This is a genomic window from Paracoccus sp. SSJ, from assembly GCF_030234105.1.
In the GTDB taxonomy this organism is placed as follows: Bacteria; Pseudomonadota; Alphaproteobacteria; order Rhodobacterales; family Rhodobacteraceae; genus Paracoccus; species Paracoccus denitrificans.
In genome coordinates, this window is record NZ_JASSPE010000031.1 from 1 (window position 1) to 25,315 (window position 25,315).

23 protein-coding genes are annotated in these 25,315 nt (G+C 68.1%); 6 read left to right on the forward strand and 17 right to left on the reverse strand.

The genetic code is table 11. From position 1 onward, the window contains the following. Positions 1 to 413: 413 nt before the first annotated feature. The 8 genes from QPR87_RS21350 to QPR87_RS21385 are packed head-to-tail and all read right to left on the reverse strand — an operon-like array spanning position 414 to position 9,483. Positions 414 to 1,328 (reverse strand): FAD:protein FMN transferase, encoded by a 915-nt coding sequence (locus QPR87_RS21350; protein WP_285051276.1) that lies wholly within the window; start codon positions 1,326 to 1,328, stop codon positions 414 to 416. Further along, on the reverse strand, positions 1,325 to 1,900 hold the full coding sequence (locus QPR87_RS21355) for a nitrous oxide reductase accessory protein NosL (RefSeq protein WP_285051277.1): 576 nt from the start codon (positions 1,898 to 1,900) through the stop codon (positions 1,325 to 1,327). Before QPR87_RS21355 ends, QPR87_RS21350 begins: the two co-directional genes overlap by 4 nt. Beyond that, positions 1,897 to 2,721, reverse strand: a complete 825-nt coding sequence (locus tag QPR87_RS21360; RefSeq protein ID WP_230999921.1) for an ABC transporter permease — start codon at positions 2,719 to 2,721, stop codon at positions 1,897 to 1,899. The genes QPR87_RS21355 and QPR87_RS21360 overlap by 4 nt, the downstream gene beginning before the upstream one ends. Next, a complete protein-coding gene (locus QPR87_RS21365; RefSeq protein WP_011750446.1) occupies positions 2,718 to 3,617 on the reverse strand; it encodes an ABC transporter ATP-binding protein in 900 nt (299 codons plus the stop codon). The genes QPR87_RS21360 and QPR87_RS21365 overlap by 4 nt, the downstream gene beginning before the upstream one ends. After that, complete coding sequence (locus tag QPR87_RS21370; RefSeq protein WP_285051278.1) at positions 3,583 to 4,914, reverse strand: nitrous oxide reductase family maturation protein NosD; 1,332 nt, start codon at positions 4,912 to 4,914, stop codon at positions 3,583 to 3,585. Before QPR87_RS21370 ends, QPR87_RS21365 begins: the two co-directional genes overlap by 35 nt. A gap of 5 nt (positions 4,915 to 4,919) precedes the next feature. Continuing rightward, positions 4,920 to 6,878, reverse strand: coding sequence for a TAT-dependent nitrous-oxide reductase (gene nosZ / locus QPR87_RS21375; protein WP_011750448.1), 1,959 nt, complete (start codon positions 6,876 to 6,878; stop codon positions 4,920 to 4,922). A gap of 17 nt (positions 6,879 to 6,895) precedes the next feature. After that, complete coding sequence (locus tag QPR87_RS21380; protein ID WP_285051279.1) at positions 6,896 to 9,076, reverse strand: NosR/NirI family protein; 2,181 nt, start codon at positions 9,074 to 9,076, stop codon at positions 6,896 to 6,898. Then, positions 9,073 to 9,483 carry a hypothetical protein gene (locus QPR87_RS21385; RefSeq protein ID WP_285051280.1) on the reverse strand — a complete coding sequence of 137 codons (411 nt, stop codon included), beginning with the start codon at positions 9,481 to 9,483 and terminating at the stop codon, positions 9,073 to 9,075. The genes QPR87_RS21380 and QPR87_RS21385 overlap by 4 nt, the downstream gene beginning before the upstream one ends. Before the next feature lie 336 nt (positions 9,484 to 9,819). On the opposite strand from QPR87_RS21385, the gene QPR87_RS21390 reads away from it, so the two are divergent. Beyond that, positions 9,820 to 10,263, forward strand: coding sequence for a pseudoazurin (locus tag QPR87_RS21390; protein ID WP_011750451.1), 444 nt, complete (start codon positions 9,820 to 9,822; stop codon positions 10,261 to 10,263). Positions 10,264 to 10,421: 158 nt separating this feature from the next. Then, positions 10,422 to 10,694 carry a DUF6522 family protein gene (locus tag QPR87_RS21395; RefSeq protein ID WP_104493881.1) on the forward strand — a complete coding sequence of 91 codons (273 nt, stop codon included), beginning with the start codon at positions 10,422 to 10,424 and terminating at the stop codon, positions 10,692 to 10,694. 65 nt (positions 10,695 to 10,759) lie between these two features. Here the strand turns inward: QPR87_RS21395 and ric are convergent, their stop codons facing one another. Genes ric through QPR87_RS21410 form a run of 3 tightly spaced genes read right to left on the reverse strand, consistent with a single transcriptional unit; the run spans position 10,760 to position 13,477 of the window. Beyond that, positions 10,760 to 11,425, reverse strand: coding sequence for an iron-sulfur cluster repair di-iron protein (gene ric / locus QPR87_RS21400; RefSeq protein ID WP_285051281.1), 666 nt, complete (start codon positions 11,423 to 11,425; stop codon positions 10,760 to 10,762). After that, positions 11,418 to 12,011 carry a UbiX family flavin prenyltransferase gene (locus tag QPR87_RS21405; RefSeq protein ID WP_285051282.1) on the reverse strand — a complete coding sequence of 198 codons (594 nt, stop codon included), beginning with the start codon at positions 12,009 to 12,011 and terminating at the stop codon, positions 11,418 to 11,420. Before QPR87_RS21405 ends, ric begins: the two co-directional genes overlap by 8 nt. Further along, positions 12,008 to 13,477 (reverse strand): UbiD family decarboxylase, encoded by a 1,470-nt coding sequence (locus tag QPR87_RS21410; protein ID WP_285051283.1) that lies wholly within the window; start codon positions 13,475 to 13,477, stop codon positions 12,008 to 12,010. Before QPR87_RS21410 ends, QPR87_RS21405 begins: the two co-directional genes overlap by 4 nt. 120 nt (positions 13,478 to 13,597) lie before the next feature. Between QPR87_RS21410 and ubiT the strand changes: the two genes are divergently transcribed. Genes ubiT through QPR87_RS21430 form a run of 4 tightly spaced genes read left to right on the forward strand, consistent with a single transcriptional unit; the run spans position 13,598 to position 17,254 of the window. After that, positions 13,598 to 14,131: a ubiquinone anaerobic biosynthesis accessory factor UbiT gene (gene ubiT, locus QPR87_RS21415; protein ID WP_285051284.1), complete on the forward strand. Its 534-nt coding sequence runs from the start codon at positions 13,598 to 13,600 to the stop codon at positions 14,129 to 14,131. Beyond that, entirely contained in the window at positions 14,131 to 15,123 is a 993-nt protein-coding gene (gene ubiU / locus QPR87_RS21420) for a ubiquinone anaerobic biosynthesis protein UbiU (protein ID WP_285051294.1), read from the forward strand. The genes ubiT and ubiU overlap by 1 nt, the downstream gene beginning before the upstream one ends. A gap of 2 nt (positions 15,124 to 15,125) precedes the next feature. Continuing rightward, the gene (gene ubiV, locus QPR87_RS21425) at positions 15,126 to 16,016 is read left to right on the forward strand and encodes a ubiquinone anaerobic biosynthesis protein UbiV (protein ID WP_285051285.1); all 891 of its coding nucleotides are present in this window, start codon (positions 15,126 to 15,128) and stop codon (positions 16,014 to 16,016) included. 23 nt (positions 16,017 to 16,039) lie between these two features. Continuing rightward, a complete protein-coding gene (locus tag QPR87_RS21430) occupies positions 16,040 to 17,254 on the forward strand; it encodes an NnrS family protein (protein ID WP_285051286.1) in 1,215 nt (404 codons plus the stop codon). Positions 17,255 to 17,313: 59 nt separating this feature from the next. Here the strand turns inward: QPR87_RS21430 and QPR87_RS21435 are convergent, their stop codons facing one another. From QPR87_RS21435 to QPR87_RS21460, 6 genes are read right to left on the reverse strand one after another with little or no spacing between them, the layout of a single operon-like run. Further along, positions 17,314 to 17,826, reverse strand: coding sequence for a DUF2478 domain-containing protein (locus QPR87_RS21435; RefSeq protein WP_285051287.1), 513 nt, complete (start codon positions 17,824 to 17,826; stop codon positions 17,314 to 17,316). Then, positions 17,826 to 18,623, reverse strand: coding sequence for a peptidylprolyl isomerase (locus tag QPR87_RS21440; protein ID WP_285051288.1), 798 nt, complete (start codon positions 18,621 to 18,623; stop codon positions 17,826 to 17,828). Before QPR87_RS21440 ends, QPR87_RS21435 begins: the two co-directional genes overlap by 1 nt. A gap of 11 nt (positions 18,624 to 18,634) precedes the next feature. Next, positions 18,635 to 19,336, reverse strand: a complete 702-nt coding sequence (narI, locus tag QPR87_RS21445; RefSeq protein ID WP_285051289.1) for a respiratory nitrate reductase subunit gamma — start codon at positions 19,334 to 19,336, stop codon at positions 18,635 to 18,637. Between the two features lie 14 nt (positions 19,337 to 19,350). Beyond that, positions 19,351 to 20,040: a nitrate reductase molybdenum cofactor assembly chaperone gene (gene narJ, locus QPR87_RS21450; protein WP_011750463.1), complete on the reverse strand. Its 690-nt coding sequence runs from the start codon at positions 20,038 to 20,040 to the stop codon at positions 19,351 to 19,353. After that, the gene (gene narH / locus QPR87_RS21455) at positions 20,037 to 21,554 is read right to left on the reverse strand and encodes a nitrate reductase subunit beta (RefSeq protein ID WP_230999931.1); all 1,518 of its coding nucleotides are present in this window, start codon (positions 21,552 to 21,554) and stop codon (positions 20,037 to 20,039) included. Before narH ends, narJ begins: the two co-directional genes overlap by 4 nt. Then, on the reverse strand, positions 21,551 to 25,315 hold the full coding sequence (locus QPR87_RS21460; protein WP_285051290.1) for a nitrate reductase subunit alpha: 3,765 nt from the start codon (positions 25,313 to 25,315) through the stop codon (positions 21,551 to 21,553). Before QPR87_RS21460 ends, narH begins: the two co-directional genes overlap by 4 nt.

Consider the following 25,315-nt stretch of genomic DNA (forward strand, 5'->3'; position numbering starts at 1 on the left):
GCGGCCCCAGAACCCGTCAGGGTCCGAGATCGATTCGGCATACATGCGGGCGTAATCGCCAGGCTGGACCAGGGCATCCCCAAAACCCGGCGGAATCGGATGTTTCCCAGAAGTTTCAATGGTCATGCGCGCCTCCTCTACTCGCGACAGGGGTCGGTTCGGGACGCCCACACCCTCCTCAAGGTGCCGCAACGGACATCGGAAAACCGATTGCGACGAATGTTAATCAAACTTTTCATTTCCAGTAAATCATTTTTTTTCAAAGATTTTTTTGTAAATAAATTGACGATAAGATCGCTGTTTTTGTAAAATATTCACAACCTCGCCAGAATTCCGGCCCCAGGCGGGCGCAGGACATGCGAAAGCCGCCACGCAGCCATGCGCGGCGGCATCAAGGCCCGGCGGGCCTGTGGCTATGCCTGGCGCTGCGCGGCTTCCAGCCTGGTGCCGTCGAACTTGTCCAGCAGCGCACGGATCTCCTGCAGGTCCGCGGTCAGGCAGGCCGCCGTGGACAGCGCATCGGCCAGACCCGCGCCGGGGGCCGAGATGCTGACCGCGCGCCAGACCGGGCGGGCCGGCGCACCGCTCAGCGGGTCGAGGATATGGCCGTCGCGGCCCGCCTCGTCGAAGCTGGTGCCCAGCGGCGCGGACGTCGCCAGCGCCCGGGCGCGCAGGCCCACCGCGCCGCCCTCGGCCAGCCGGACCGGCCAGTCGCGCCCATCGGGCCGGCCGCCCAGGGCCCGCAATTCGCCGGTATCGATCAGAATGTCGCCCAGCCCCTCGGCCTCAAGCAGCGCGGCGACACGGTCGGCGACATAGCCCTGCCCGATGCCGTTCAGCGTCAGGGCCATCCCCGGCTCCAGCGTGATGCGCGCCGCGTCCAGTCGCACCCGATCCCAGCCCGTCCGCGCCAGCGCATCGCGCCGCTCCTCGGGCGTGGGACGGCGGCCATTCACGGCGGCCTCGGCCCAGAGCGACCAGAGCGGCTGCACGGTCGGGTCGAACAGCCCGCCGCTGGCGCGATGCACGGCGCCGGCCAGCGACAGGCAGTCGAGCAATTCAAAGGGCGGCGCATCCAGCACGCCGTCGCGGTTCAGGCGCGCAAGCGCGCTGCCGGGGCGATAGAGGCTGAGGATGTTTTCCAGCCGGTCGATCTCGGCCAGGCAGCGGGCGGTGATCGCCCCGGCCTCGGGGTGGTCGATGCGGATCGAGGCGCGGGCGCCAAGCGCCTGCCCGACCCAATGCCTGCCGGGCTGGGCGCGCAGCCCCGCGGGCAGCAGCGCGACGGCGGCGGTGATGGTCAGAAAGCGACGGCGGGACAGGCTCATGTCGCGGGCTCCTTGGGTTGGCTCAGCGCGCGCAGGCGGTTCAGGAAATCGGCCTCGGTGCTGCTGTCGGGCACGGTTTCCTCGGGCGCGAGCACCATTTCGTCGGGGATCGCGTCCAGCCGCATCACCTGCCCGCCCTGCGCGGCGACAAAGGTTTCGGCGGCCTCGCGGCTGGAAAATGGCACCGCCTCGGGCGCCCCCATGCCCCCGGCCTGGGCCGAGCCCATGACGAAAAAGGCGTCCGCGGCGTCGATCCAGTTGCCCTGCCCGGGATCGTCCCAGGTGGCGCCCGGCTTGCCCATGTCGTTGACCTGGATCGCCAGGATCGGATGGCTTTGCTCCGGCATCCGGGCATAGGCGATGGCGTCGCGAACCTGGCTGAAGAACAGGGGCGTGCCGGGCATCCCCTCCAGATGCACCTGGGCCTTGGGGCCGGGATGCTCCAGCAGGTTCATCTGGCAGAAATGGCCGAGTGCCTGGGCGTTCATCTCGACCGGCGCCGTATCCTGCGCCACCTCCTCGCGGCAGGCGGCAAGGCCCAGCAGCAGCACCAGCAGCAACGCATGTCTCATGGCGTGACCTTTCGGAATGCGGCGATGGCAAGGCCAAGCGCGGCCAGCGGCCAGACCAGGACCGACAGCGCCGATTGCCAAAGCGGGATGGTCGCGGCGGCCCCGCCCACGCCGGCAGCGGCAGCGGTGGCCTGGGCGGCCGAGAGGTTGAACAGGCGGAAGGCGTCGGCAGGGTTCGCAAGCAGCGCGACCGGCAGCACCTCGGTGGTGAAGCCGCCGCCGCCATCGGCGACGATCAGCGCCAGCAGGCCCAGGTCGTAAAGCACCACCAGCCCCAGCCACAGCCCGACCGCCAGCCCCGCCGCGCCCGAAGGCCGCCGCGCGAGGCTGGAAAGCGCATAGCCCGCGCCCAGGAAGGTCGCGCCCAGCAGGGTGGAGCTCCACATCAGCCGCCACAGCGCCGGCAGCCCGGCCGTCGAGGCCGGATCGGTCCAGACCGCCGCCAGCGCGGCGGCGCCGTAGCCCGCGCCGACCGCCAGCGCCAGGATCGCCATATGCGCGACCAGCTTGCCCGCCAGAACCTCGGCCCGTGCGACGGGATAGGTCAGAAGCAGGGGCAGCGTGCCGCGCTCGACCTCGCCGGCGACGGCGTCGAAGCTCATCAGCAGCGCCAACAGCGGCACCAGATAGACGGCCAGCGAGGTCAGCGAGGCCACGACGACCGACAGCCGGTCGGCGCCGATATCGCCGGTGGGCGCGGCGCCTGCCGCCGCCAGCACCAGCGCAAAGACCACCATCAGGCAGGTGGCGATGGCCACCCAGCGGTTGCGCAGCGCGATGCGGAACTCCAGCGCCGCGGTGGAAAGGATGCGGCGGATCATTGCCCGTCCCTCCGGCTGAAATGGCTGTAGATATCTTCCAGGCTGGGCGGGATCACGTCCAGATCGGCGACCTGCGCGCCCAGCCCGGCGATGCGGGCCAGCAGGCCCAGCTTTTCGTCCTGCGCGCAGGCCAGGTGCAGCATGCCGTCGCCCGCCAGCCGCGCCTGCGGCAATGCGGCGGCCAGCGCCCCGGCCGCGCCGTCGGCGGGCGTCACGGTCAGCCCGACCGGCAATGCCGCGCGGCGGCGCAGCTCGGCCAGCGTGCCCTCGGCCACCAGCCGGCCCTGCGACAGGATCAGGATGCGGTCGGTGCGGGCCTCGACCTCGGTCAGCACATGCGAGGACAAGAGGATCGCCGCCCCCTCGGCCGCCAGCCCGTCCAGCAGCGCATAGAAATCGCGCCGCGACACCGGGTCCAGCCCCGAGGTCGGCTCGTCCAGCACCAGCAGCCGCGGTCGCCCGATCAGGGTCTGGGCCAGGCCGACGCGCTGGCGCATCCCCTTGGAATAGGTGCCGATGCGGCGGCGCGCGGCCTTGGCCAGCCCGACCCGCTCCAGCAGTTCCATGGCCCGGCGCGGGCTTTCGCCGCGCAGCGACAGGTAATGGCGGATCTGCTCCTCTCCGGTCAGGGCGGGATGGAAGGCGGCGTTTTCCGGCAGATAGGCCACCTGCATGCGGGCCTGGGACGAGCCGGGCGCCGCGCCGCAGACGCGCACCTCGCCGGCATCGAAGGGGATCAGGCCCAGGATGATCTTCATCATCGTGGATTTGCCCGCGCCGTTATGGCCCAGCAGCGCGACGCGCATGCCCGGCCCGAGGTCCAGCGAGACCTCGGCCAGTGCCTCGACGCCCTGGAAGCGCTTAGTGAGACGCGAGATCGTCAGGGTCGATGTCATCGTAATTTCCTTTTGCCCAACGCCCGGCAGCCTCGGCTTCGTAAGCCTCGATCTCGGGCGGGACGGGGATGGTCAGGGGCCGCATCAGGGGCGCGCTGTCCTGGACGCCGCCCGGCAGGGTGGCGGGAAAGCTTTGCTGGCTCCAGCGGATCAGCTGCACGGCGGGGGAGCCGGTCAGCAGTGCGGCGGCCGGCTGCGACCACAGGATATGGTCCATCAGGTCGTTGGGGCGATAGACGCCGTCGGCGATGCCGTCGCCGTTCAGGTCGAAGCCCGGATGGTCGGACCAGAAGTTGCCGCGCCCCTCGTGGCTCCATTCGATATGGCGGGTGCCCACGTATTTCACCTGCTCGCGATTGCCGATGAAGGCGTTGCCGCTGAGTACGTTGCGCTCGGACCCGGCGGTGAAATGGATGCCGATGCCGCAATCCTGGAAACGGTTGTCCCAGATCAGGTTCTTGTGCGCATTATAGATGAACAGGCATTTCTTGGTGCCGCCGCGGATCAGGTTGCCGGTCACGTCGGCATTGTTGGCATAGTTCAGCATCAACCCGTGCTCGCGGTCGCCCAGACTGCGGTTGTCGCGGATCACCGCCCGGTCCGAGAACATGATGGCAAAGCCCAGATGGTTGCCGATGCTGACATTGCCCGACACCTCGGTATTGCGGGTATACATGAAATGCACGGCAAAGCGCAGGTCGCGAAACAGGTTGTCGCGATAAAAGCTGTCGGCGCTGGCATTCGAGAAGATGCCGTCGCGGCCATAGCGGACGGAATTGCCCTGGACCAGCGTGCCGGGGCTGTTCCAGACATAGATGCCGTTGCCGCGTTCGTTCATGCGCGGATCGCGGGTGCCGATGATCTCGTTGTCGACGACCTGGGCGTCGCGCCCGCCATGCACGTCGATGCCGTGCATGTTCTCGGTCAGCCGCAACCCCCGCACCTGCGCCCGGTCGGCGCCCTTGACGATCTTGACCCCGGCATCGAGATCCTTGTTCGCCATGCCCGAGCCGGTGACGGAAAAGCCGCGCAGCGTCACGTCCGGCGCGGCGACGGTGACGACCGTGCCCTGGCCCTGCCCGTCCACGACGGCGGCGCGGGTGCCGGTGATGGTCAGCGGCCGGTCGATGGTGACGGGGCCGGCATGGACCCCGTCCCGAAGCCGCAGCACATCGCCGGGGGCAGCCCCGGCGATGGCATCGGCAAGGCTGCCCTCGCCCGGCGCCACGGCATGCTCGGCCGCAAGCGCGGGCCAGGCAAGCAGCAGGGCGAGGACAGGGGTCAGCAGGCTGCGCATGGGACTCAGGCCTCCTTCGGCTCGACCAGCATGCGGCCGCGCATTTCCATGTGCAGCGCATGGCAGAACCATTGGCAATAATACCAATAGACCCCGGGATTGGCGGCGACGAAGGTGACCGAGCTGGTCATCTGCGGCCCGATCTCCATGGCGACGCCGTAGTTGCCCATGGTGAAGCCATGCGTCAGATCGTCGATCTCGTCCAGGTTGGTGACGATCACCGTGACCTCGTCGCCCTCCTTGACGGTAAAGCTCTCGATCGAGAAGCTCGGCGCCACGCTGGACATGTAGACCCGCACCTTGTTGCCGTCGCGGATCACCTCTTCGGTCCAGTTGTCGATATCGACGCCATCGGCCTCGGCCTGAGCGCGGGTCTCGGCCCACATCGGGTCGTTGCGGTCCCAGACCGACTTGATGTCGGACAGGATCGAGGGATGCACGGCGATGGCGTCGTGCGGCTCGGCAAAGGTGGGGCCGTCATGGACCAGCACCATCTTGTCGCCCGAGATGTCGATCAGCTGGTCGTTCTCCGGCTTCAACGGCCCGACGTTCAGGAAGCGGTCCTTCGAGAACTTGGACAGGCAGACCAGCCAGTCGTTGGTGGCATCCAGCGTCTCGCCCATCACGGTCTTGAGGTGGCCGGGCTGGTAATGCACGTCCAGCTTGTCCTTGATCGGGTCGACCTTCTCGCCGGCATAGGCGCGGATGGCGTCCTCGATGTTCCACTTGACCACCTGGCTGTCGAGGAACAGCGAGGTATAGGCGTTGCCGCGCCCGTCGAAGGCGGTGTGCAGCGGGCCAAGGCCCAGTTCCGGCTCGGCCACCACGGCGCTGCGCGGATCGGCATTCTCATAGAACACCGCGTCGAACCGGGTCACGTCCAGCACCGTCACCGTGGGCGACAGCTTGCCCGCGACGCACAGGTGCTTCTTGTCCGGCGCCATGTTGCAGCCATGCGGGTTGTTGGCGATGGGGATATAGCGGGTGAACAGGCTGCTTGCCTCTTTCCGGCCATCCACGACCTTGACGCCGTTCAGTTCCTGATAGTCGCCGGCAGCGATGGCCTTTTCGATCTCGGCGATGTTGAAGACGACGATATGGTCCATCTCGGCCGCCGTCATCTCGGGCAGGGTCATCCCCTTTTCCGAGTTGTAGGAGGTCGAAAAGGCCCATTTGCCCTCGTAATCGGCATCGCAGTTGTCCAGGTTGCCCGAGACGAGCACCTGCCAGGCGACCTCCCACTTGTCGGCATCGACGGCGGTGAAGACGTTCACGTAATTCGCCACGTCCTCCATGTTGGTGCCGTCGTTGACCAGCGGCGTCTCGTCCTCGCCATTGCAGAAGACATAGTTGCTGCGCGGCCATTTCTGCGGCCGCAGGCCGTGGATGCCCTTGGCGTTGGGGATCTCCAGGATGGCGTCGCATTTCATCACGTCGCAGCGCACCCGCGCCACGCGGGTATTGGCCTTGTCGTTCATGAACAGGAAGCGGCCGTCATACTTGCCCTCGGTAAAGGACATGTGGACGTGGTGCAGGTCGCCGTTGTCGTGGATGCGCTTGCCATTGGCGGCAAGGAACTTCTTCGTCCGCTCGCTCATGGTGCGCTCATGGATGCGCAGCGATTCGTTGGTCTGGCCCCAGCCGGTGGCCGAGCAGCGGTTGAAGACCGGAACCCGCATCAGCTCGCGCATCGAGGGAATGCCGAGGATGCGCATCTCGCCGCTCTGGCCCGAAGACCAGAAGCCGTAGTAGTCGTCCAGTTGCCCCGGCGCGACCGAGCCGTCGCCGCTGGCGGCCAGCGCCGCACCGCTGCCGGCGACGGTCGCAACCCCCGCCGTGCCCAGGCCGAGCGCCGCCGGCCCCAGCGCCAGCCGTCCGCCGAACGCGCCGGCCACGGCCGCGCCCCCGGCTGTCGCGCCCAAAAGCGCGCGGCGGCTGAGACCCTTTTCCTGTTTCGATTCCATGATCGAACTCCTTCTGGTTAAGCTTCAATCTTGCGGGCGGCGTTGGGATGGCCGGCCGGTGGCTGGCCCAGCTTGGGCATGCTGCCGGCGGCCACGGCCTCGCGCCGCTTCAACTTCTTGATGACCACCGGGCAGGTGGTTTCGGACTGGTAGAGCACCTGGCAATGCAGGCAGTTGATGCATTCGTTGGGGTTGATCTCGCCCGTCGGATGGATCGACTGGACCGGACATTGCCGGGCGCAGGTCTGGCAGGGATTGCCGCATTCGTGATAGCGCTTGAGCCAGTCGAACATGCGCATCCGGGCCGGGATCGCCAGCGCCGCGCCAAGCGGGCACAGATAGCGGCAATAGAACCGCTCGACGAAGAGCCCCGCGATCAGCAGCGCCGCCGCATAGGCCACGAAGGGCCAGGCGCGGATGAATTTCAAGATGATCGCGGTCTTGAAGGGCTCGACCTCGGCCAGATGCTCGGCCTGCTCCACGCTCATCAGCGAGACGCCGAAAAGGCCTAGGAAGATCATGTATTTGACCGGCCACAGCCGCTCATGCAGCCCCCAGGGCAGCGTCCATTGCGGGATGCGCAGCTTGCGCGCGACCTGGTTGGTCAGCTCTTGCAGGGCGCCAAAGGGGCAAAGCCAGCCGCAATAGGCCCCGCGCCCCCAGAAAAGCAGCGCCGCGGCCACCGCGAACCACAGGATGAAGGTCAGCGGATCCAGCAGGAAGGCCTGCCAGCTGAAGCCGTTCACCAGGCTGCCGAACAGCGCCATCAGGTTCACGACCGACAATTGCGCATTGGCATACCAGCCCAGAAAGACCAGCGTCACGGTCAGGTATGCCATGCGGAAGACATAGAAGGCGCGCTCGTTGCGGGTCGTGAAGCTTTGGAAGAAGAACACTCCGGTCAGCACCAGCAGCATGGCGGCAAGCCCGGCGATCTTGGGCTTGGAATCCAGCCAGATGCGTTTCCACAGCTGCGCCTGGGCCTGGCTCTCGTCCGCCTGCGCCGCAGGTGCGGCGGCCTCGGGCGCCGGGGCGATGCTGCGCAGGTATTTCTGCGGCAGTTGGTAGCCCAGGTCGAAGGTATGGAACACCTTCTCGATCGGCCCGACCTCGCGCTGCACCAGCAACTGGATGCGAAAGGGTTTCGCGGGGTCGAAGCCCGAGGCGGCCGGGATCTTGAACAGGTCCATCTCGGTGAATTCCGGCGCGCCCTCGGCGGCGATGGCGTTCATCCGCCGGTGGTCGCGGTCGCGGAAACGGACCGAAACGTCGTCCTGGATCAGCACGATGCGGTCGAAGATGCCGCCGCGGACATAGCCCGAGCCCTTGAAGCTGTAGAGCCCGCGCCCCATCACCGCGATGGCATGGTCGCCCGGCGCCAGCCAGCTTTTCAGGTTCGCATCCTGCGCCGGCCCCAAAAGCGCGCCGCCGATGGCGGGGACCGAGACCAGCCCGGCCTGCATCTCGATGAAGGTGGTCTCGGGCGCCTGCGTCAGCGCGCGTTCGGCGGCGCGGGCGTCGGGGTTGGCGGCAAAGGCCGCGTTCACCTGGCCGACATCCAGCGACAGCCGGCGCAGGGTGCCGTCGCCCTCCATCTCGTGCCAGTCGGCGGGCGGGGCGGCCTCGGGGTCGATCTCGAATTTCGGGCCGGCCGCCACGGTTTCGGGGGCAAGGCCGCCAAGACCCAGCGCACGCGCGACCTTCAGGCCCGAACGCACGATGGAATCGTCGATCACCATCACCGTGACCGTGGCGCCCGAGATGATCTCGACCTCATGCGCGGTGCCGCCCGACTGCGCCTCGGCCACCAGATCGAGGCCCCTGTAGCCCTCGACCAGCGCCTTGACCTTGGCTTCGGGGATGCCGATCAGCACGATGGGCTCGGAATGCTTGACCAGCCGGACGCCGGCGACCTTCGCATCCTCGTCCAGCGCGACCAGCGTATGGATGGGCTTGCCGGAATAGCCGGTGGTGCCGACGAAATCCGAGGTGACGAAGGCATGGGCGACGGTCTCGCCGCCCTTCAGCACCGGCGCGACGGCCAGGTCGGCCCGGATCGGCCCGAACCCGTCGGCGCCGGGCACCAGTTCGGCCGCGTCCTGTTCGGGCAGCAATTGCGCCAGCACGCTTTCGGCAGCCGCCGGCAGCGCGGGAAGCAGCAGCGACGCAATCGTCAGGACAAGGCGGAGGATCTTCATGCTCGGGCATCCCTGGCAATTGCCCGGATCCCGCGCATCGGCTGGCGCGGATCGACCGCATCAGGCGAAGGACGGTCGCCCGCAGGCGACGGGACCGCATGGGTCCAGGCAGAGGAGAAAGAAGGAGGGCCGCGCACCTGCACCAGAAGGGGCCGGCCCGCGCCGCGCACCTGCGCCGCCGCAAGCCGCGTGGCCTGGGGCAGCCAGCGGCCCGGCACGGCCGGCAGTTGCGGCTGGGGATCGGCGGTCAGGGCTGGTGGGTGGCAGACCGGGCAGTCGCGGCATTCCTGCGGGGCGGGGTGTTCATTGCCTTCGGCATCCAGCCAGATCGTGGCGGCATGGCCCTCGGCGCAGATGGCGACCTCCTGCAAGGGCCCGGTCATCGTCGCTGCGATATGGGCGGGCATCGCCGCACCCGTCCCGACCCATCCCGCAAGCAGAAGAAGGAGAATCGCGGCGAAGGCGACAAGGCCCTGGGCCCGTTTATGGATCGCGCGGCAGCACATGGCCCTTCTCTAATGCCTTTGCCGCATCCCGGACGTTGATTTAGGTCAAGCAAAACGCAGTGACGCTGGGGCAAGCCGGCCCGGGACGGGCGATCGTCCCGACCCTGCGACAATCTGTCAGGCCGAGTGGCCGAGTTTTTTCCTCGGTATTTGACAATTCTCAAGCCCCGCGGCCCGGAAAGTCCCTAGGACGGGGCGACGGGCGGGCGTTCCGCCCTGACTACCAAGGAGAACACGATGTTCCACAAATCCCTTGCCGCAGCCGCAGGCGCCATGCTGGCGCTTGGTCTTCTTGCCCCCGCCTTCGCCGCGACCCACGAGGTGCACATGCTCAACAAGGGCGAATCGGGCGCCATGGTCTTCGAGCCGGCCTTCATCCGCGCCGAGCCGGGCGACGTGATCAACTTCATCCCCACCGACAAGAGCCACAACGTCGAAGCCATCAAGGAAATCCTGCCCGAAGGCGTCGAGACCTTCAAAAGCAAGATCAACGAAGCCTATGCGCTGACCGTGACCGAGCCCGGACTTTACGGCGTGAAATGCACCCCGCATTTCGGCATGGGCATGGTCGGGCTGGTGCAGGTCGGAGATGCGCCGGAAAACCTCGACGCCGCCCAGACGGCGAAGATGCCCAAGAAGGCGCGCGAGCGCATGGATGCCGAACTGGCGCAGGTCAACTGAGCCGGCACCGGCCTCACCGCCGACAGGGGAACGGGCGCGGCGCGACGGGATCGCCCGCGCCTTGTTCTTGACCAAGATCGGGTGCAGCCGCGATTGCGCCATGGCAAAACCCCTGGCGCATGCCCATATGCCAGGCATGGCGCCCAGGGGGAAATCGCATGGACATGAACAGGATCGACTTGACCGAACAGGGCTTTGTCGTCGAGGCGCAGGAACTCGCCTCGGCCTTCGGGCTCGAACCCGGCCGCGTGCCCGGACTGCTGCGCGAGAACCGCATCACCACCCGCTGCGAGACCGGCGAGGGCGAGGATGCCGGGCGCCATCGCCTGACCTTCTTTTTCCAGGGCCAGGCGCTGCGCCTGACCGTCGATGCCACGGGCACGATCCTGAAGCGCGCCCGCTTCGACGTTCCAACGCGCAGCAGCGCCTGAGCCCGGGCCGCGGGGCCTTCGGATCGCCGAAAGCCCCGGCAAGCCCCGACGCCGCCCGCCATGCCTCAGGCCGCAAGCACGCGCGGGAACAGCACCTCTTCCTCCAGGTGGATATGGGCCACCACGTCGTCGCACAGCTTGCGCAAGCCGGTATAAAGCGCCGTCCATGAACCGCAGGCGCCGACCGGCAGGGCCAAGCCATGGGTGACATGCTCGATCCGGCGCAGCAGTTGCCCGGTATCCTCATGCTCGGCCTGCATGACCCGGATCGGCCCGGCCAGCATCGCGCCGGCGCCTTGCAGGATGGCGGGGAACAGCACGGTCTCTTCCTTGGACATATGCAATTCCAGATCGTCGCGCAGCGCGACCAGCGCCTCGGTCAGGCCCAGCGGCGCCTCGTCATGGTCGCCATGCACCATCTCGACCCGCTCGGCCAGGCCGATCAGCCAGCCCAGTTCCTCGCGATGGGTATCGTGATAGCGCGTCAGGATATGGTCGATCAGCGCCGGGGTTTCGGCCGGCGCGTCGCGCCCGGCGCGGTCGATCAGCGATTGCAGCTCGGCGGTCAGCGCCGGCAGGTCCATGCCGGCCTTGGCCGCCGCGCCGGCCAGCGTGGCATTGCCGCCGCAGCAAAAGCTGATGCCGGCGCGGCGGAACACATCGGCGGCGCCCGGAAGCCGGGCGGCGATGTCCCCGACGATACTGTCGGGCGCAAGGGTGATGTCAGTCATGTTGATCTCCTCCATGGGGGACGGGTCGAGCGGGGGCCCAGGCTTGGGCCAGTGGCGGGCCGAGGCGCAGCAGATCGACCGCGCGGGCGGCGATCTGGGCGGTGGCTTCGGCCAGGCTTTGCGGGCGCAGGTAGAAGGCCGGCACCGGCGGCAGGATCACCGCGCCCATCCGGGTCGCGGCCTGCATGTTTTCCAGATGCGCCAACGTCAGCGGCGCCTCGCGCGCCAGCAGCACCAGCGGCCGGCGTTCCTTCAGCTGCACGCCGGCGGCGCGGGTCAGCAACCCGTCGTCGAAACCATGCGCGATGGCCGCGAGGCTGCGCATCGAGCAGGGCGCGACGATCATGCCCGCGACCGGGCAGGAGCCCGAGGCGATCCCGGCCCCCAGGTCGCGCTGGTCATGGACGCGCGTAGCCAGCGAGCGCAGGTCGGACAGCGCCGCGGCGCCGACCTCTTCGGCCAGCGTTCGTTCGGCCATGGCCGAGACGACCAGGTCGATTTCGGCCCCGAGCCGGGCCAGCGCGCGGGCGCAATCCAGCGCCAGAACCGCGCCCGAGGCACCCGATACGCCCAGCACCACCCTCATGGCAGCACCGCGTCGAGCAGCGCCTCGGCCCGCGCCTCATGATTAGGGTCCAGTTGCATGACGCGGCCCCATTCGCGGGCGGTCTCGGCGCCGATCTTGGTGGTGGCGTCCAGCCCCAGCTTGCCCGCCAGCCCCTCGACGGGCGAGGCGAAGTCGAGGTAATCCATCGGCGTGCGGTCGATCAGCATCACGTCGCGGCCGGGGTCCATCCGGGTCGAGATCGCCCAGGCGATGTCGTCCCAGCTGCGCACGTCGATGTCGCGGTCCACCACCACGACCAGCTTGGTATAGCTGAATTGCGGCAGCATCCCCCACAGCGCCATCATCACCCGCCGCGCCTGGCCGGGATAGCGCTTGTCGATCGCCACCACCGCCATGCGATAGGAACAGGCGGCGGGCGGCAGCCACAGGTCGGTGATCTCGGGGATCTGGGCGCGGATCACCGGCAGGGCCAGGTCGTTGAACACCTCGCCGATGACCGAGGGCTCATCGGGCGGCCGGCCGGTCACGGTGGACAGGTAAAGCGGATCGCTGCGGCAGGTGATGCGGCTGACGCGCATGACCGGAAAGGGTTCGACGGCGTTGTAATAGCCGGTATGGTCGCCGAACGGTCCCTCGGGCGCCGTCTCGCCGGGATGGACCCAGCCCTCGACGATCACTTCGGCGCGGGCGGGCACCATCAGCGGCACGGTCTGCGCCGCGACGAGTTCGCTGCGCGCACCGCGCAGCACGCCGGAAAAGCCCAGTTCCGAAACCGTCTCGGGCAGCGGCAACGCGGCGGCCAGCAGCAGCGCCGGATCGGCGCCAAGCGCGATGGCGACGGGCATCGGCTCGCCCGCCCGCGCCCAGCTGCGGTGATGCGCCGCCCCGCCGCGATGCGCCAGCCAGCGCAGGATCAGCCGGTCGGGCGCCAGCACCTGCGCGCGATAGACGCCGAGGTTGTAGCGGGTCAGATCCTCGGCCCGGCTGTCCTGCGGCCGGGTCAGCACCACCGGCCAGGTGATCAGAGGCCCGCCATCCCCCGGCCAGGGCGTCTGCACCGGCAGCGAATCGAGGCCGGGCAATTCCTCCTCCTGCACCGGACCGTGGCGCAAAAGCCTGGGCCGCGTCGCCAGCGCCGCGCGCAGCATCGGCCAGCGCGACATGGCGTCGCGCATGCCCTCGACGGGGGCCGGGCTGCGCAGCGCGGCCAGGAACTCGCCAAAGCCCGCGATCTCGTCCGGCTGCAGCCCCAGCCCGGCCGCGACCCGCGCCCGCGTGCCGAAAAGATTGGCGACAACGGGAATGCGCGCCCCCTGGGGCCGGTCGAAGCGCAGCGCCGGGCCGCCGCGGCGCAGGCAGGCCAGCTGCACCGCCGTCATCTCGTGGCGCAGCGACACCGGCTCGGCGATGCGGGCAAGCTCGCCCCGCGCCTCCAGCCAGGACAGGAAGGCCCGCAGATCGGGAAACGAGGGAAGACTGCGCATCGAAGGCTCCGGCAAGCCCGCGGCCGGCGGGCGTCATGAAGCAAAGGCTAGGCGGGAATTTCCGCGGCTGATTTGACGAATATCAATCACAGCGCCGATTGACCGGCCTAGACCCGGGACATGACCCAGCGCCCCACCCTGCCGCCGCTTCTGATGCGGCTTCCGCCCCCGCCGCTTGCCCGCCCGGCCCTTGGCCTGGCGCTGACGGCGTTCCTGCGCCGGATCGCCGCGAAAAAGCCGGCGATCCTGTCGCGGCTCGGCCCCTACGCCCAGGCACGATTCCTGCTTGATGTCAGCGACGCGCCGTTCCTGCTGTTGATGCAGCCCGAGGCGCGGCGGCTGACCGCCCATGCGCGCCATGCGCCCGAGCCCGGGCATGACGCCGCGATCCGCGGCGGGCTGGCGGCGTTCTTGGCCATGCTGCACGGCGCCGAGGATGGCGATGCGCTGTTCTTTTCCGGCGAATTGCAGATCGGGGGCGACACCTCGGCGGTGCTGGCGCTGCGCAATGCGCTGGACGACGCCGAACTGGACCTGACCGAGGAACTGGCGGCGCTGTCCGGCCGGCCGCTGGACCGCTGGCTGCGCCGCGGCTCGGCATTGGTGGCGCGCAAGAGCGGCCTGATTCTGTCCCGACAAGAGGTGATGCCATGATGGAGTTGGTCTGCCCGGCCGGAACCCCGGCGGCGCTGCGCGCGGCGGTCGATGCGGGCGCGCATACGGTCTATTGCGGCTTTGCCGACGAAACCAATGCCCGCAACTTTCCCGGCCTGAACTTCAGCCGCGAGGAACTGGCCGAGGGCGTGGCCTATGCCCATGCGCGCGGCGCCAAGGTGCTGGTGGCGATCAACACCTTCCCGCGCGCCGGAGACCAGGTGCTGTGGCACCGCGCCGTCCGCGACGCCGCCGATCTGGATGCAGATGCGGTGATCCTGGCCGACCTGGGCCTGATCGCCCATGCCGCCGAGGCCCATCCCGGCCTGCGGCTGCACCTGTCGGTCCAGGCCGCCGCCGCCAATCCCGACGCGATCAACTTCTATGCCGAGGCTTTCGGCATCCGCCGCGTCGTCCTGCCGCGCGTGCTGTCGGTCGAGGAGATCACCGCCATCAACCGCGAGATCGACGTGGAAACCGAGGTCTTCGTCTTCGGCGGGCTTTGCGTCATGGCCGAGGGACGCTGTTCGCTGTCCTCCTATGCGACCGGGCTTTCGCCCAACATGAACGGCGTCTGCTCGCCCGCAAGCCATGTCGCCTATGCCGATGTGGCCGGCAATCACGAGGCACGGCTGGGCGATTTCCTGATCCACCGCACGCCCAAGGGCATGCCTGTGCCCTATCCGACGCTGTGCAAGGGCTGCTTCACCTCGCCCGACGGCAAGGGGGACAGCCAGACCGGCCATATCTTCGAGGACCCGGTCAGCCTGGACGCGACCCGCCTGATCCCGGCGCTGCAAAAGGCCGGGGTCAGCGCCCTGAAGATCGAGGGGCGGCAACGCTCGCGCGCCTATGTGGCGCAGGTGGTGCGCGCCTTCCGCGCCGCCGTCGAGGCCGCCGACCAGGGCGGCCCGATGCCCGAGGGACTGCTTGCGCGGCTGACCGAGGGCCAGGCCGCAACCACCGGCGCCTATGCCAAGACCTGGAGATGACCATGGACCTGACCGTCGGCCCCATCGCCTTTTTCTGGAGCGCGGAGCAGGTCCGCGCCTTCTACCGGACTTTGGCCGACACCCCCGTTCAGCGGGTGGTGATCGGCGAATGGGTCTGCTCGAAGCGCCTGCCCTTCTGGCAGCACGAAATCCCCGCCGCGGTCGAGGTGCTGCTGGCCGCCGGCAAGGAGGTGGCGCTGTCAACGCTGACGCTGATCACGCTCAAGCGCGAGCGCCGGCAGACGGCCGAGCTGTTCGCATCCGGCCTGCCGGTCGAGATCGCCGATCTCAGCGCGCTGAAGCACCTGCCCGAAGGCGCGCCCTTCTGGGTCGGCCCGACGGTCAACGTCTATAACGAGGGCACGCTGGAATGGCTGGCGGCGCGGGGCGCGCGGCGCATCTGCCTGCCGCCGGAGCTGCCGCTGGAATCGGTCGCGCAACTGGCCCGCGCCGGACAGCAGGCGGGCGTCGCGGTCGAAGTCTGGGGCCATGGCCGGGCGCCGCTGGCGATCTCGGGGCGCTGCTATCACGCGCGGCTGCACGACCGCGCCAAGGACAGCTGCCAGTTCGTCTGCGCCGAAGATCCCGACGGCCGCACGGTCGAGACGCTGGAGGGCCAGCCCTTCCTGACCGTGAACGGCGTGCAGACGCTGAGCTATACCCATATGAGCGTGGCGGGACAGGTCGACCCCCTGCGCGAGGCCGGCGTCGGCGCGTTGCGGCTGTCGCCGCAGCCGGGCGACTTCGCGGCCGTGACCCGGCTTTACGCGCGCCTGCTGGAAAGCGGGCTTTCCCCCCGCGACGCTTTGGCCGACTTGCGGCGCATCCAGCCCGGCGCCATCTTTGCCCAAGGGTTCCTCGAGGCGCGCCCCGGCGCCGCCCCCTGCCCCTGATCCATTTCTGACGGAGACGCGCGATGTCCACCTCGGAGCGCATGCGCAACTATCACGGGCCGGTGCTGCTGAGCCACGGTTTCCGGGCCTTCTTCCTCATCTCTGCGCTTTGGGCCGCGCTGGCCATGGCGATCTGGGTGGCCATGCTCGGCGGGGCCGAGATCCTGCCCCTGGCCTTCGATCCGTTCAGCTGGCACGCGCATGAGTTCCTTTTCGGCTATCTGGGCGGGGTCATCGCCGGCTTCCTGCTGACCGCGGTGCCGAACTGGACCGGGCGGCTGCCGGTGATGGGCATGCCCCTGGCCGGGCTGGTCGGGCTGTGGCTTCTGGGCCGGGTTGCCGTCGCGGTCTCGGCGCTGGTCGACTGGCGGCTGGTCATGCTGATCGACCTTGCCTGGGTCCTGTCGCTGGCCGCCTTCCTGGCACGCGAGATCCTGCGCGGCCGGAACTGGCGCAACCTGCCGGTGCTGGCGTTGCTGGCGCTGTTCACCGCCGGCAACGCGCTGTTCCACATCGAGGCCGCCCGCGGCGACCCGGCCTTTGAGGGCATGGGCATGCGGCTGGGACTGGCCGCGGCGCTGATCCTGATCGCGCTGATTGGCGGGCGGATCATCCCCAGCTTTACCCGCAACTGGCTGGCGGCGCGGGGCGCGAAACACCTGCCTGCGCCCTTCGGCCGCGGCGACGGGCTGGTGCTGGGACTGACGGTCATCACCCTGGCGGGCTTCGTCGCCGTGCCCGAGGCGCCGGCCATGCCCTGGCTGATGCTGGCCTGCGGCGCGGCGCATCTGTGGCGGCTGGCGCGCTGGCAAGGCTTGCGGACCGGGGCCGAGCCGCTGCTTTGGGTGCTGCACCTGGCCTATGCGCTGCTGGCATTGGGTTTCTGGGCCGAGGCGGCGGCGGGCCTGGACCTGATCGCGGCGGCACCGGCGCGGCATGTCTGGCTGGCCGGCGCCATCGGCCTGATGACGCTGGCGGTGATGAGCCGGGCGAGCCTTGGCCATAGCGGCCGGGCGCTGCATGCCGGACCCGGCACCACGGCGCTGTATCTGGCGCTGCTCGGCTCGGTGGTGCTGCGGCTGCTGGCCGGCTTGCTTCCGGCACAGGTCTGGCTGCTGCACCTGTCGGGCACGCTCTGGCTTCTGGCCTTCGGCGGCTTCGCGCTGCTTTACCTGCCGGTGCTGGCCCGGCCGCGCGTCGCGAAAAAGCCGGTTTCGGGCGCAAGGCACGCGGCCTGAGCCACAATGCGAAAAGGCCCGGCCATGCGACCGGGCCTTTTTCTTGCAGGGCCTGCGCCTCAGGCCGGTTGCAGCCCGCAGACCCGCCGACACCAGTCCACGACCAGCGCCTCATCGGCGGCAAGCGGCGCGGCAAGCCCGTCGGCGAACGCCTGGAACGCCGGTAGGTTCAGCCCGTTCACCCCGGCCAGGACCGGGATGCCGCGCGACAGGGCCTCGGCGATCAGGGGCGCGAAGCCGCGGCCCTCGGCCTCCTGCTTGCCGAACTTGTTGACCAGCAGCAACTCGGCGCCGGGCAGCGCCGCCGTGACGCCCAGCACCGCCGCCTCCAGCACGCCCGCATCCAGCCGGCACCCGCGCGCGCCGTTGCCGCGGTCCTCGCTGATGCGCAGCACCGGGCCACCGGGCAGCACGCGCAGGTCCATGTCGCATTTGATGCGCCCCTCGCGCTGGATATTGACCTGCACGGTCCCGGCCAGCCGCAACCCCGCCGCCTGCGCCCGTTCGGCAATGGCGGCAAGGAAGCGGTCGTTCGCCCCGCGGCCGGGCAAGCTGACATAGGCCAGATGCATCACGCGCGCCCCTGCTGGTCGAAGGAAATGCCCGAGATCTCGGCCCCGGCGACCAGCCCGTCCAGGTAGTCGCGGCTGGCGCGCAGCCAGGCCGCCTTGTCATGCGCCTGCCGCAATTGCGACAGCACGGACTCGAATGGCAGGACCTCGCCCCGCGCCCGGGCATCCAGCCGGATGACATGCAGGCCGTAGCGCGTCTCGGCCAGGGCCAGCGCGCCCTCCTCCATGGTGGCCAGCACGGCATCGAACTCGGGCACGGTATCGCCCGAGGTCAGTTGCCCCAGCATCCCGCCGGCGGTTTTGGACGAGCAGGCGCTGTAACGCGCGGCCAGTTCGGCAAACCGCCGCGGCTCGGCCCGGAGTTCGGCCAGCACCACCTCGGCCCGCGCCCGCGCCTCGGCCCGGGCCGAGGCATCCTCGGGCGCGGCGGCGAACAGGATATGCGCCGCCTCGTAAAGCGAGGGGGCACGGAACTGTTCGGGATGCGCGGCGTAATGCGCGGCCAGCGCCGCCTCGTCGGCGGGCGCGGGCCGGATCGCCAGGTCCAGCAGGGCGCGGATCGCGGCCTCGTCCTCGGTCTCCCATTGGCCGGGGGCAAGCTCGGCCGGCTCGGCGGCGATGCCCCGCGAGCGCGCCTCTTGCAGCAGAAGCTCGCGCACTGCCAGCGCCCGGGCCGCGGCCCGCCAGGCATGGCCGGGCTTGCCCTTGGGCGCGGGATGGTTCTGCGCCTCGGCCGCGATGCGCCCGGGGTCGATGGTCACGCCGTTCACGACGACCGGCGGCAGCAGCGGTTTCATCTGCATCGCCCTTACTCCGCCGGATAACGCTTGGCCGGTCGACGCTTGGTCCGCACGATCTGGTAGCCCGGCCGCCACAGATAGCGCACGGGGGCCGAGATCATGTGGACAAGCCGCGTGAACGGGAACAGCAGGAAGATGGTCAGCCCCAGCAGGATATGCAGCTTGAAGAGCCAGTGCACATGGGCCAGATGCTCGGCCGCGCCGGCGCGGAAATAGACGATCCCTTGCGCCCAGGACATCAGCAGCACCATCTCGTGCCCGTCCAGATGCTGCATCGAGACCAGGATGGTCATCAGCCCCAGCACCAGCTGCGCGATCAGCAAGGCCAGGATGCCGGTATCGGCCAGGGTGGTATGGGCGCGCACCCGCGGGTCGTAAAGCCGGCGATGCAGCAGCATCCCGCCGCCCACCAGCGCCATGACCCCTGCGATGCCGCCCGCGGTCATCGCCAGCACCTGCTTGGCGCCATGGCTGATGCCCAAGCCGTCGAATACGGCGACCGGCGTCAGCAGCCCGACCAGATGGCCGCCAAGGATCACCAGCACGCCGACATGGAACAGGACCGAGCCGATGACGAATTGCCGCCGCCGCAGGATCTGGCTGGACTTCGATTTCCAGCTGAACGGGTCCTGGTCGTAGCGGATGACCGAACCGAGGATCATCACCGTGATGGCGATATAGGGGTAGATGCCGAAAAGGAAATTGTTCATCTGAGCCTCCTCGTTCATTGCGCCGGGTTGGCGACGCGCGGGGCGTCCATGCGGGCAAGGATGTCGCGGCTGACCGGGCAGCCGGCATTGGGATCGGGGCCGAAGGTGACCTGCGCCTCTTCCCAGACGGCATCCAGCGCCGCCAGGTCCTCGGGGTCGTCGTCGGGGACGGCGGCCAGTTCCTCGGGCAGCGCGGCCGGCTCGGTCACGACCAGCGTCACCAACGCGCTGAGCACGCCGGCATAGGCCGTCTCGCGCCGCGTCAGCCGTTCGGCCAGCGCAACGAGGATATGGGACGCATCGGCCAGGAGCGCCTCCGCCTCGGGCAGGGGCCGGGTCGAGAGGTATTCCAGCAGCACCGGCAGGTGGTCGGGCAGTTCCGACCCGACCAGGTCGAAGCCGCCGGCGCGATAGGTCTCCAGCAGGTCCACCATGGCGCCGCCGCGGTCGCGGCTTTCGCCATGCACATGCTCGAACAGGTTCAGCGACAGGCTGCGCGAGCGGTCGAACAGCAGCACATAGCGCTCCTGAAGATCGTAGAGGTCGCCCTGCCGCAGCTCATGCAGCAGGCGGCGGATTTCCTCCATGCGCTTGGGGCCGAACAGCCCCTCGGCCTGCAGGATTGCGTCGATTTCGGGCAGTGCGGCGATCAGATCCTCGCTGGGATAGCTGAGCAGCGCGGAAAGGGCTCGGAAGCTTTTCATGCGATGAACTCCTGCGGGCTGCGAAACTTCTTGCCGCCGAAGAGCGAGGGGCTGTCGCCCGACGAGCAGCCATGCCCGTCGGTGAAGCCGCAGCCCCCGCGCAGGTCATAGGCATCCTCGACGATCTCGCGATGGGTGGTCGGGATGACGAAGCGATCCTCGTAATTGGCGATGGCGAGCAGGTGATACATCTCGTCGATCTGCTGCGGCGTCAGGCCGACGCGCTTGGCGACGCCCAGGTTGACCACCCCGTCCAGCGTTTTCGAGCGCATGTAGCTGCGCATGGCCAGCATCCGCTCCAGCGCGGCGGCGACGGGCGCCTCGTCCCCCGCGGTCAGCATGTTCGCCAGATAGCGCAGCGGGATGCGCAGGCTGCGCACGTCGGGCATGTCGTCCTGGGCGGCGATCTTGCCCGCCTCGGCGGCGTTCTGGATCGGCGACAGCGGCGGCACATACCAGACCATCGGCAGGGTGCGATATTCCGGGTGCAGCGGGAAGGCGATCTTCCATTCCATCGCCATCTTCCAGATCGGCGATTTCTGCGCGCCCTTGATCCAGTCCTCGGGCACGCCCTCGGCACGGGCGGCGGCGATCACCTCGGGGTCGTTGGGGTCCAGGAAGACGCCGAGCTGCGCGTCGTAAAGATCCATTTCCGATTCCGCCGCAGCGGCCTCGGCGATCTTGTCCGCGTCGTAAAGCATCACGCCCAGATAACGGATGCGGCCGACGCAGGTTTCCGAGCAGACCGTGGGCTGGCCCGATTCAAGGCGCGGATAGCAGAGGATGCATTTTTCCGACTTTCCGGTGGACCAGTTGTAATAGATCTTCTTGTAGGGGCAGCCCGAGACGCACATCCGCCAGCCCCGGCACTTGTCCTGGTCGATCAGCACCACCCCGTCCTCTTCGCGCTTGTAGATCGCGCCCGAGGGGCAGGAGGCGACGCAGGCCGGGTTGAGGCAATGCTCGCAAAGCCTCGGCAGATACATCATGAAGGTGTTTTCGTATTCGCCGTAGATGTCCTTCTGGATGCCCTCGAAGTTGTAGTCCTTGCTGCGTTTCTCGAACTCGCCGCCCAGGATTTCCTCCCAGTTCGGGCCCCATTCGATCTTTTCCATCCGCTCGCCCGAGATCTTGGATCGCGGCCGGGCGGTCGGGAAAGCCTGCATCTCGGGCGCCGATTTCAGGTGGTCGTAGTCGAAATCGAAGGGCTCGTAGAAATCGTCGATCTCGGGCAGGTCGGGGTTGGCGAAGATATTCGCCAGGATCCGCCACTTGCCGCCCTGCTTGGGTTGCAGATGCCCCGAGCGGGTCCGCACCCAGCCGCCGTTCCAGCGCTTCTGGTTCTCCCAATCCTTGGGATAGCCGATGCCGGGCTTGGTCTCGACATTGTTGAACCAGGCGTATTCGACGCCCTCGCGCGAGGTCCAGACGTTCTTGCAGGTCACCGAGCAGGTATGGCAGCCGATACACTTGTCCAAGTTCAGCACCATGCCGATTTGCGCACGCACTTTCATTCCGCTGCCTCCATACCTTGGGTTGCGGGGCCCGTTTCCAGGGGTCGGTCGAGCCAGTCGACCTTGTTCATCTTGCGGACGATGACGAATTCGTCCCGGTTCGCGCCCACGGTGCCGTAATAGTTGAAGCCATAGGCCAACTGGGCATAGCCGCCGATCATGTGGGTGGGCTTGGGCACGATGCGCGTCACCGAGTTGTGGATGCCGCCGCGCAGGTTGGTGATCTGGCTGCCGGGCGTGTTCACGATCTTTTCCTGGGCGTGATACATGAACATGCTGCCTTCCTTCATGCGCTGGCTGACCACCGCGCGGGCGGTGATGACGCCATTGCTGTTGAAGACCTCGACCCAGTCGTTGTCGACCAGCCCGGCTTTCCTGGCGTCGATTTCCGAGATCCACACCACCGGGCCGCCGCGGTTCAGCGTCAGCATCAAGAGGTTGTCGGTATAGGTCGAGTGGATGCCCCATTTCTGGTGCGGGGTCAGGAAGTTCAGCACCACGTGCTTTTCGCCCGCGGCCAGCGACTTCCTCGCATCCGCGCCCACAGTCTTGAGGTCGACCGGCGGGCGCCAGGTCACGAAGCCCTCGCCAAAGGCGCGCATCCATTCGTGGTCCTGGTAAAGCTGCTGGCGGCCCGAGACGGTGCGCCACGGGATCAGCTCATGCACGTTGGTCCAGCCGGCGTTGTAGCAGACCTCCTCGCTTTCGATGCCCGACCAGGTGGGGGACGAGATGATCTTCCGTGGCTGGGCGGCGATGTCGCGGAAGCGGATCTTCTCATCCTCCTTGACCTCGGCCAGGTGCCTGTGCTCGCGTCCCGTGGCGCGGGACAGCGCGTCCCATGCCTTGACCGCCACCTCGCCATTGGTTTCGGGCGCCAGCATCAGCACCACTTCGGCGGCGTCGATCGCCGTCTCGATCCGCGCCATGCCCTTGGTCGCGCCCTCTTCGGTCACGCGGCCGTTCAGCGCCTGCAGGTGATGCACCTCGTCCCTGGTGTCCCAGGAGATGCCCTTGCCGCCATTGCCCAGCTTTTCCATCAGCGGGCCCAGCGCGGTGAAGCGCTTGTAGAGGTTCGGATAGTCTCGCTCGATCTCGATATAGGCGGGCGCGGTCTTGCCGGGGATCAACTCGCATTCGCCCTGCTTCCAGTCCTGCACGAAGGGCTGGGCGATCTCGCCGGCGCTGTCGTGCTGCAGGGGAAGCTGGACCACGTCGGTCTCGACCCCCAGCACTTCGGGCGCGATTTCCGAGAACTTGCGGGCGATGGACTTGAAGATCTCCCAGTCGCTCCTGGACTCGTATGCCGGGTCCACCGCCGCTTGCAGCGGGTGGATGAACGGATGCATGTCCGAGGTGTTCATGTCGTCCTTTTCATACCAGCTGGCAGTCGGCAGGACGATGTCGGCATAGACGGCGGTGGTGGACATGCGGAAGTCGATGGTGACCAGCAGGTCCAGCTTGCCTTGCGGCGCCTGGTCGTGCCAGACCGCCTCGACCGGCTTCTGGCGCCCCTCCTCGCCCAGATCCTTGCCCTGCACGCCGTGATCGGTGCCGAGCAGGTGCTTGAGGAAATATTCGTGCCCCTTGCCCGAGGAACCCAGCAGGTTCGAGCGCCAGACGAACAGGTTGCGCGGCCAGTTCTCGGGCGCATCCGGGTCCTCGCAGGACATCTGCAACGCGCCGGATTTCAGCTCGCGCGCAACATAGTCCCTGGCGGGGATGCCTTCGGCCTTTGCCGCATGGCCGACCTCCAGCGGGTTGGTGCGCAGTTGCGGGGCCGAGGGCAGCCAGCCCATGCGCTCGGCCCGGATGTTGTAGTCGATCAGGCTGAGCCGGCTCCAGTCGCCCGCCGGCGCTGTGGGCGACAGGATTTCCTGCGTGCTCACCGTCTCATAGCGCCACTGGTCGGTATGGGCATACCAGGCCGAGGTCGAGTTCATGTGCCGCGGCGGCCGCGCCCAGTCCAGCGCAAAGGCCAGCGCCGTCCAGCCGGTCTGCGGGCGCAGCTTTTCCTGGCCGACGTAATGCGCCCAGCCGCCGCCCGATTGGCCGACGCAGCCGCACATCACCAGCATGTTGATGACGGCGCGATAGTTCATGTCCATGTGGAACCAGTGGTTCATCGCCGCGCCGATGATGATCATCGACCGCCCGTTGGTCTTTTCGGCATTGGCGGCGAATTCGCGGGCGACCTGGATGATCTTGTCGCGACGCACGCCGGTGATGCGCTCGGCCCAGGCGGGGGTGAACGGCACGTCGGCGTCGTAGTCGCGGGCAACGTTCTCGCCGCCCAGGCCCCGGTCCAGGCTGTAATTGGCGCAGAACAGGTCGAAGACCGTGGCGACCAGCGCCTCCTCGCCATTGGCCAGGGTCAGGCGCTTGACCGGCACGTTGCGAGTCAGCACCCCGCCGCGGTCGTCCACCGCGAAGCCGTTGGTCGCGGCTCCGCCGAAATAGGGGAAGTCGACGCCAAGCACGTCATCGCGGTCCTCGTCCAGGATCAGGCTCATCTTCAGCCGGACCTCGTCCCCTCCGGCCTTCTGCTCCAGGTTCCAGCGCCCCTCTTCGCCCCAGCGGAAACCGACCGAGCCGTTCGGGACCACGATGCGATCCGTGGCCTCGTCGATGGCCACCGTCTTCCATTCCGGGTTGTTCGACTGTCCCAGCGCGCCGTCGAAATCGCTGGCGCGCAACTGGCGACCGGGGATCAGGCGGCCGTCACGCTCGTCCAGCCGCACCAGCATCGGCATGTCGGAATAGCGCCGGCAGTAATCCTCGAAATACTCGGCCTGCCGGTCCAGGTGAAATTCGCGCAGGATGACATGGCCGAAGGCCATGCCAAGCGCCGCATCGGTGCCCTGCTTCGCGTTCAGCCAGATGTCGCCGAACTTCGCCGCCTCGGAATAGTCGGGGCAGATCACCGCCGACTTGGTGCCGCGATAGCGCGCCTCGGTATAGAAATGCGCGTCGGGCGTGCGGGTCTGCGGCACGTTCGAGCCCCAGAGCAGCAGGTAGCCCGCATTATACCAGTCCGCCGATTCCGGCACGTCGGTCTGTTCGCCCCAGGTCTGCGGGCTGGCCGGCGGCAGGTCGCAATACCAGTCGTAAAAGGACATGCAGGTGCCGCCCAGAAGCGACAGGTAGCGCGTGCCCGCCGCATAGGAGATCATCGACATGGCCGGGATCGGCGAAAAGCCGAAGACCCGGTCGGGGCCGTATGTCCGGGCGGTATAGGCGTTGGCGGCGGCGGTGATCTCGGTCGCCTCGTCCCAGGTCGCGCGCACGAAGCCGCCCTTGCCGCGGATGCGGGTATAGCTTTCGCGGGCCTGCGGGTCGTTCTGGATCGCGGTCCATGCCTGGATGGGCGTCATGGTCTTGCGCTTTTCGCGCCACAGCTTCATCAGCCGGCCGCGGATCAGCGGCGTCTTCATCCGGTTCGCGGAGTAAAGATACCAGCTGTATGAGGCGCCGCGCGCGCAGCCGCGCGGCTCGTGGTTGGGCAGGTCCGGCCTTGTGCGGGGATAGTCGGTCTGCTGCGTTTCCCAGGTGACGATGCCGGACTTGACATAGATCTTCCACGAGCATGAGCCCGTGCAGTTCACCCCATGGGTCGAGCGCACGATCTTGTCGTGCCGCCAGCGCGAGCGATAGGTGTCCTCCCAGTCGCGGTTCTCGGTCGTGGTCTGGCCATGCCCTTCCGAAAACACGTCCTTGCGCGTGGGTTTCAGGAAGTTCAGGCGGTCCAGCAGATGGCTCAT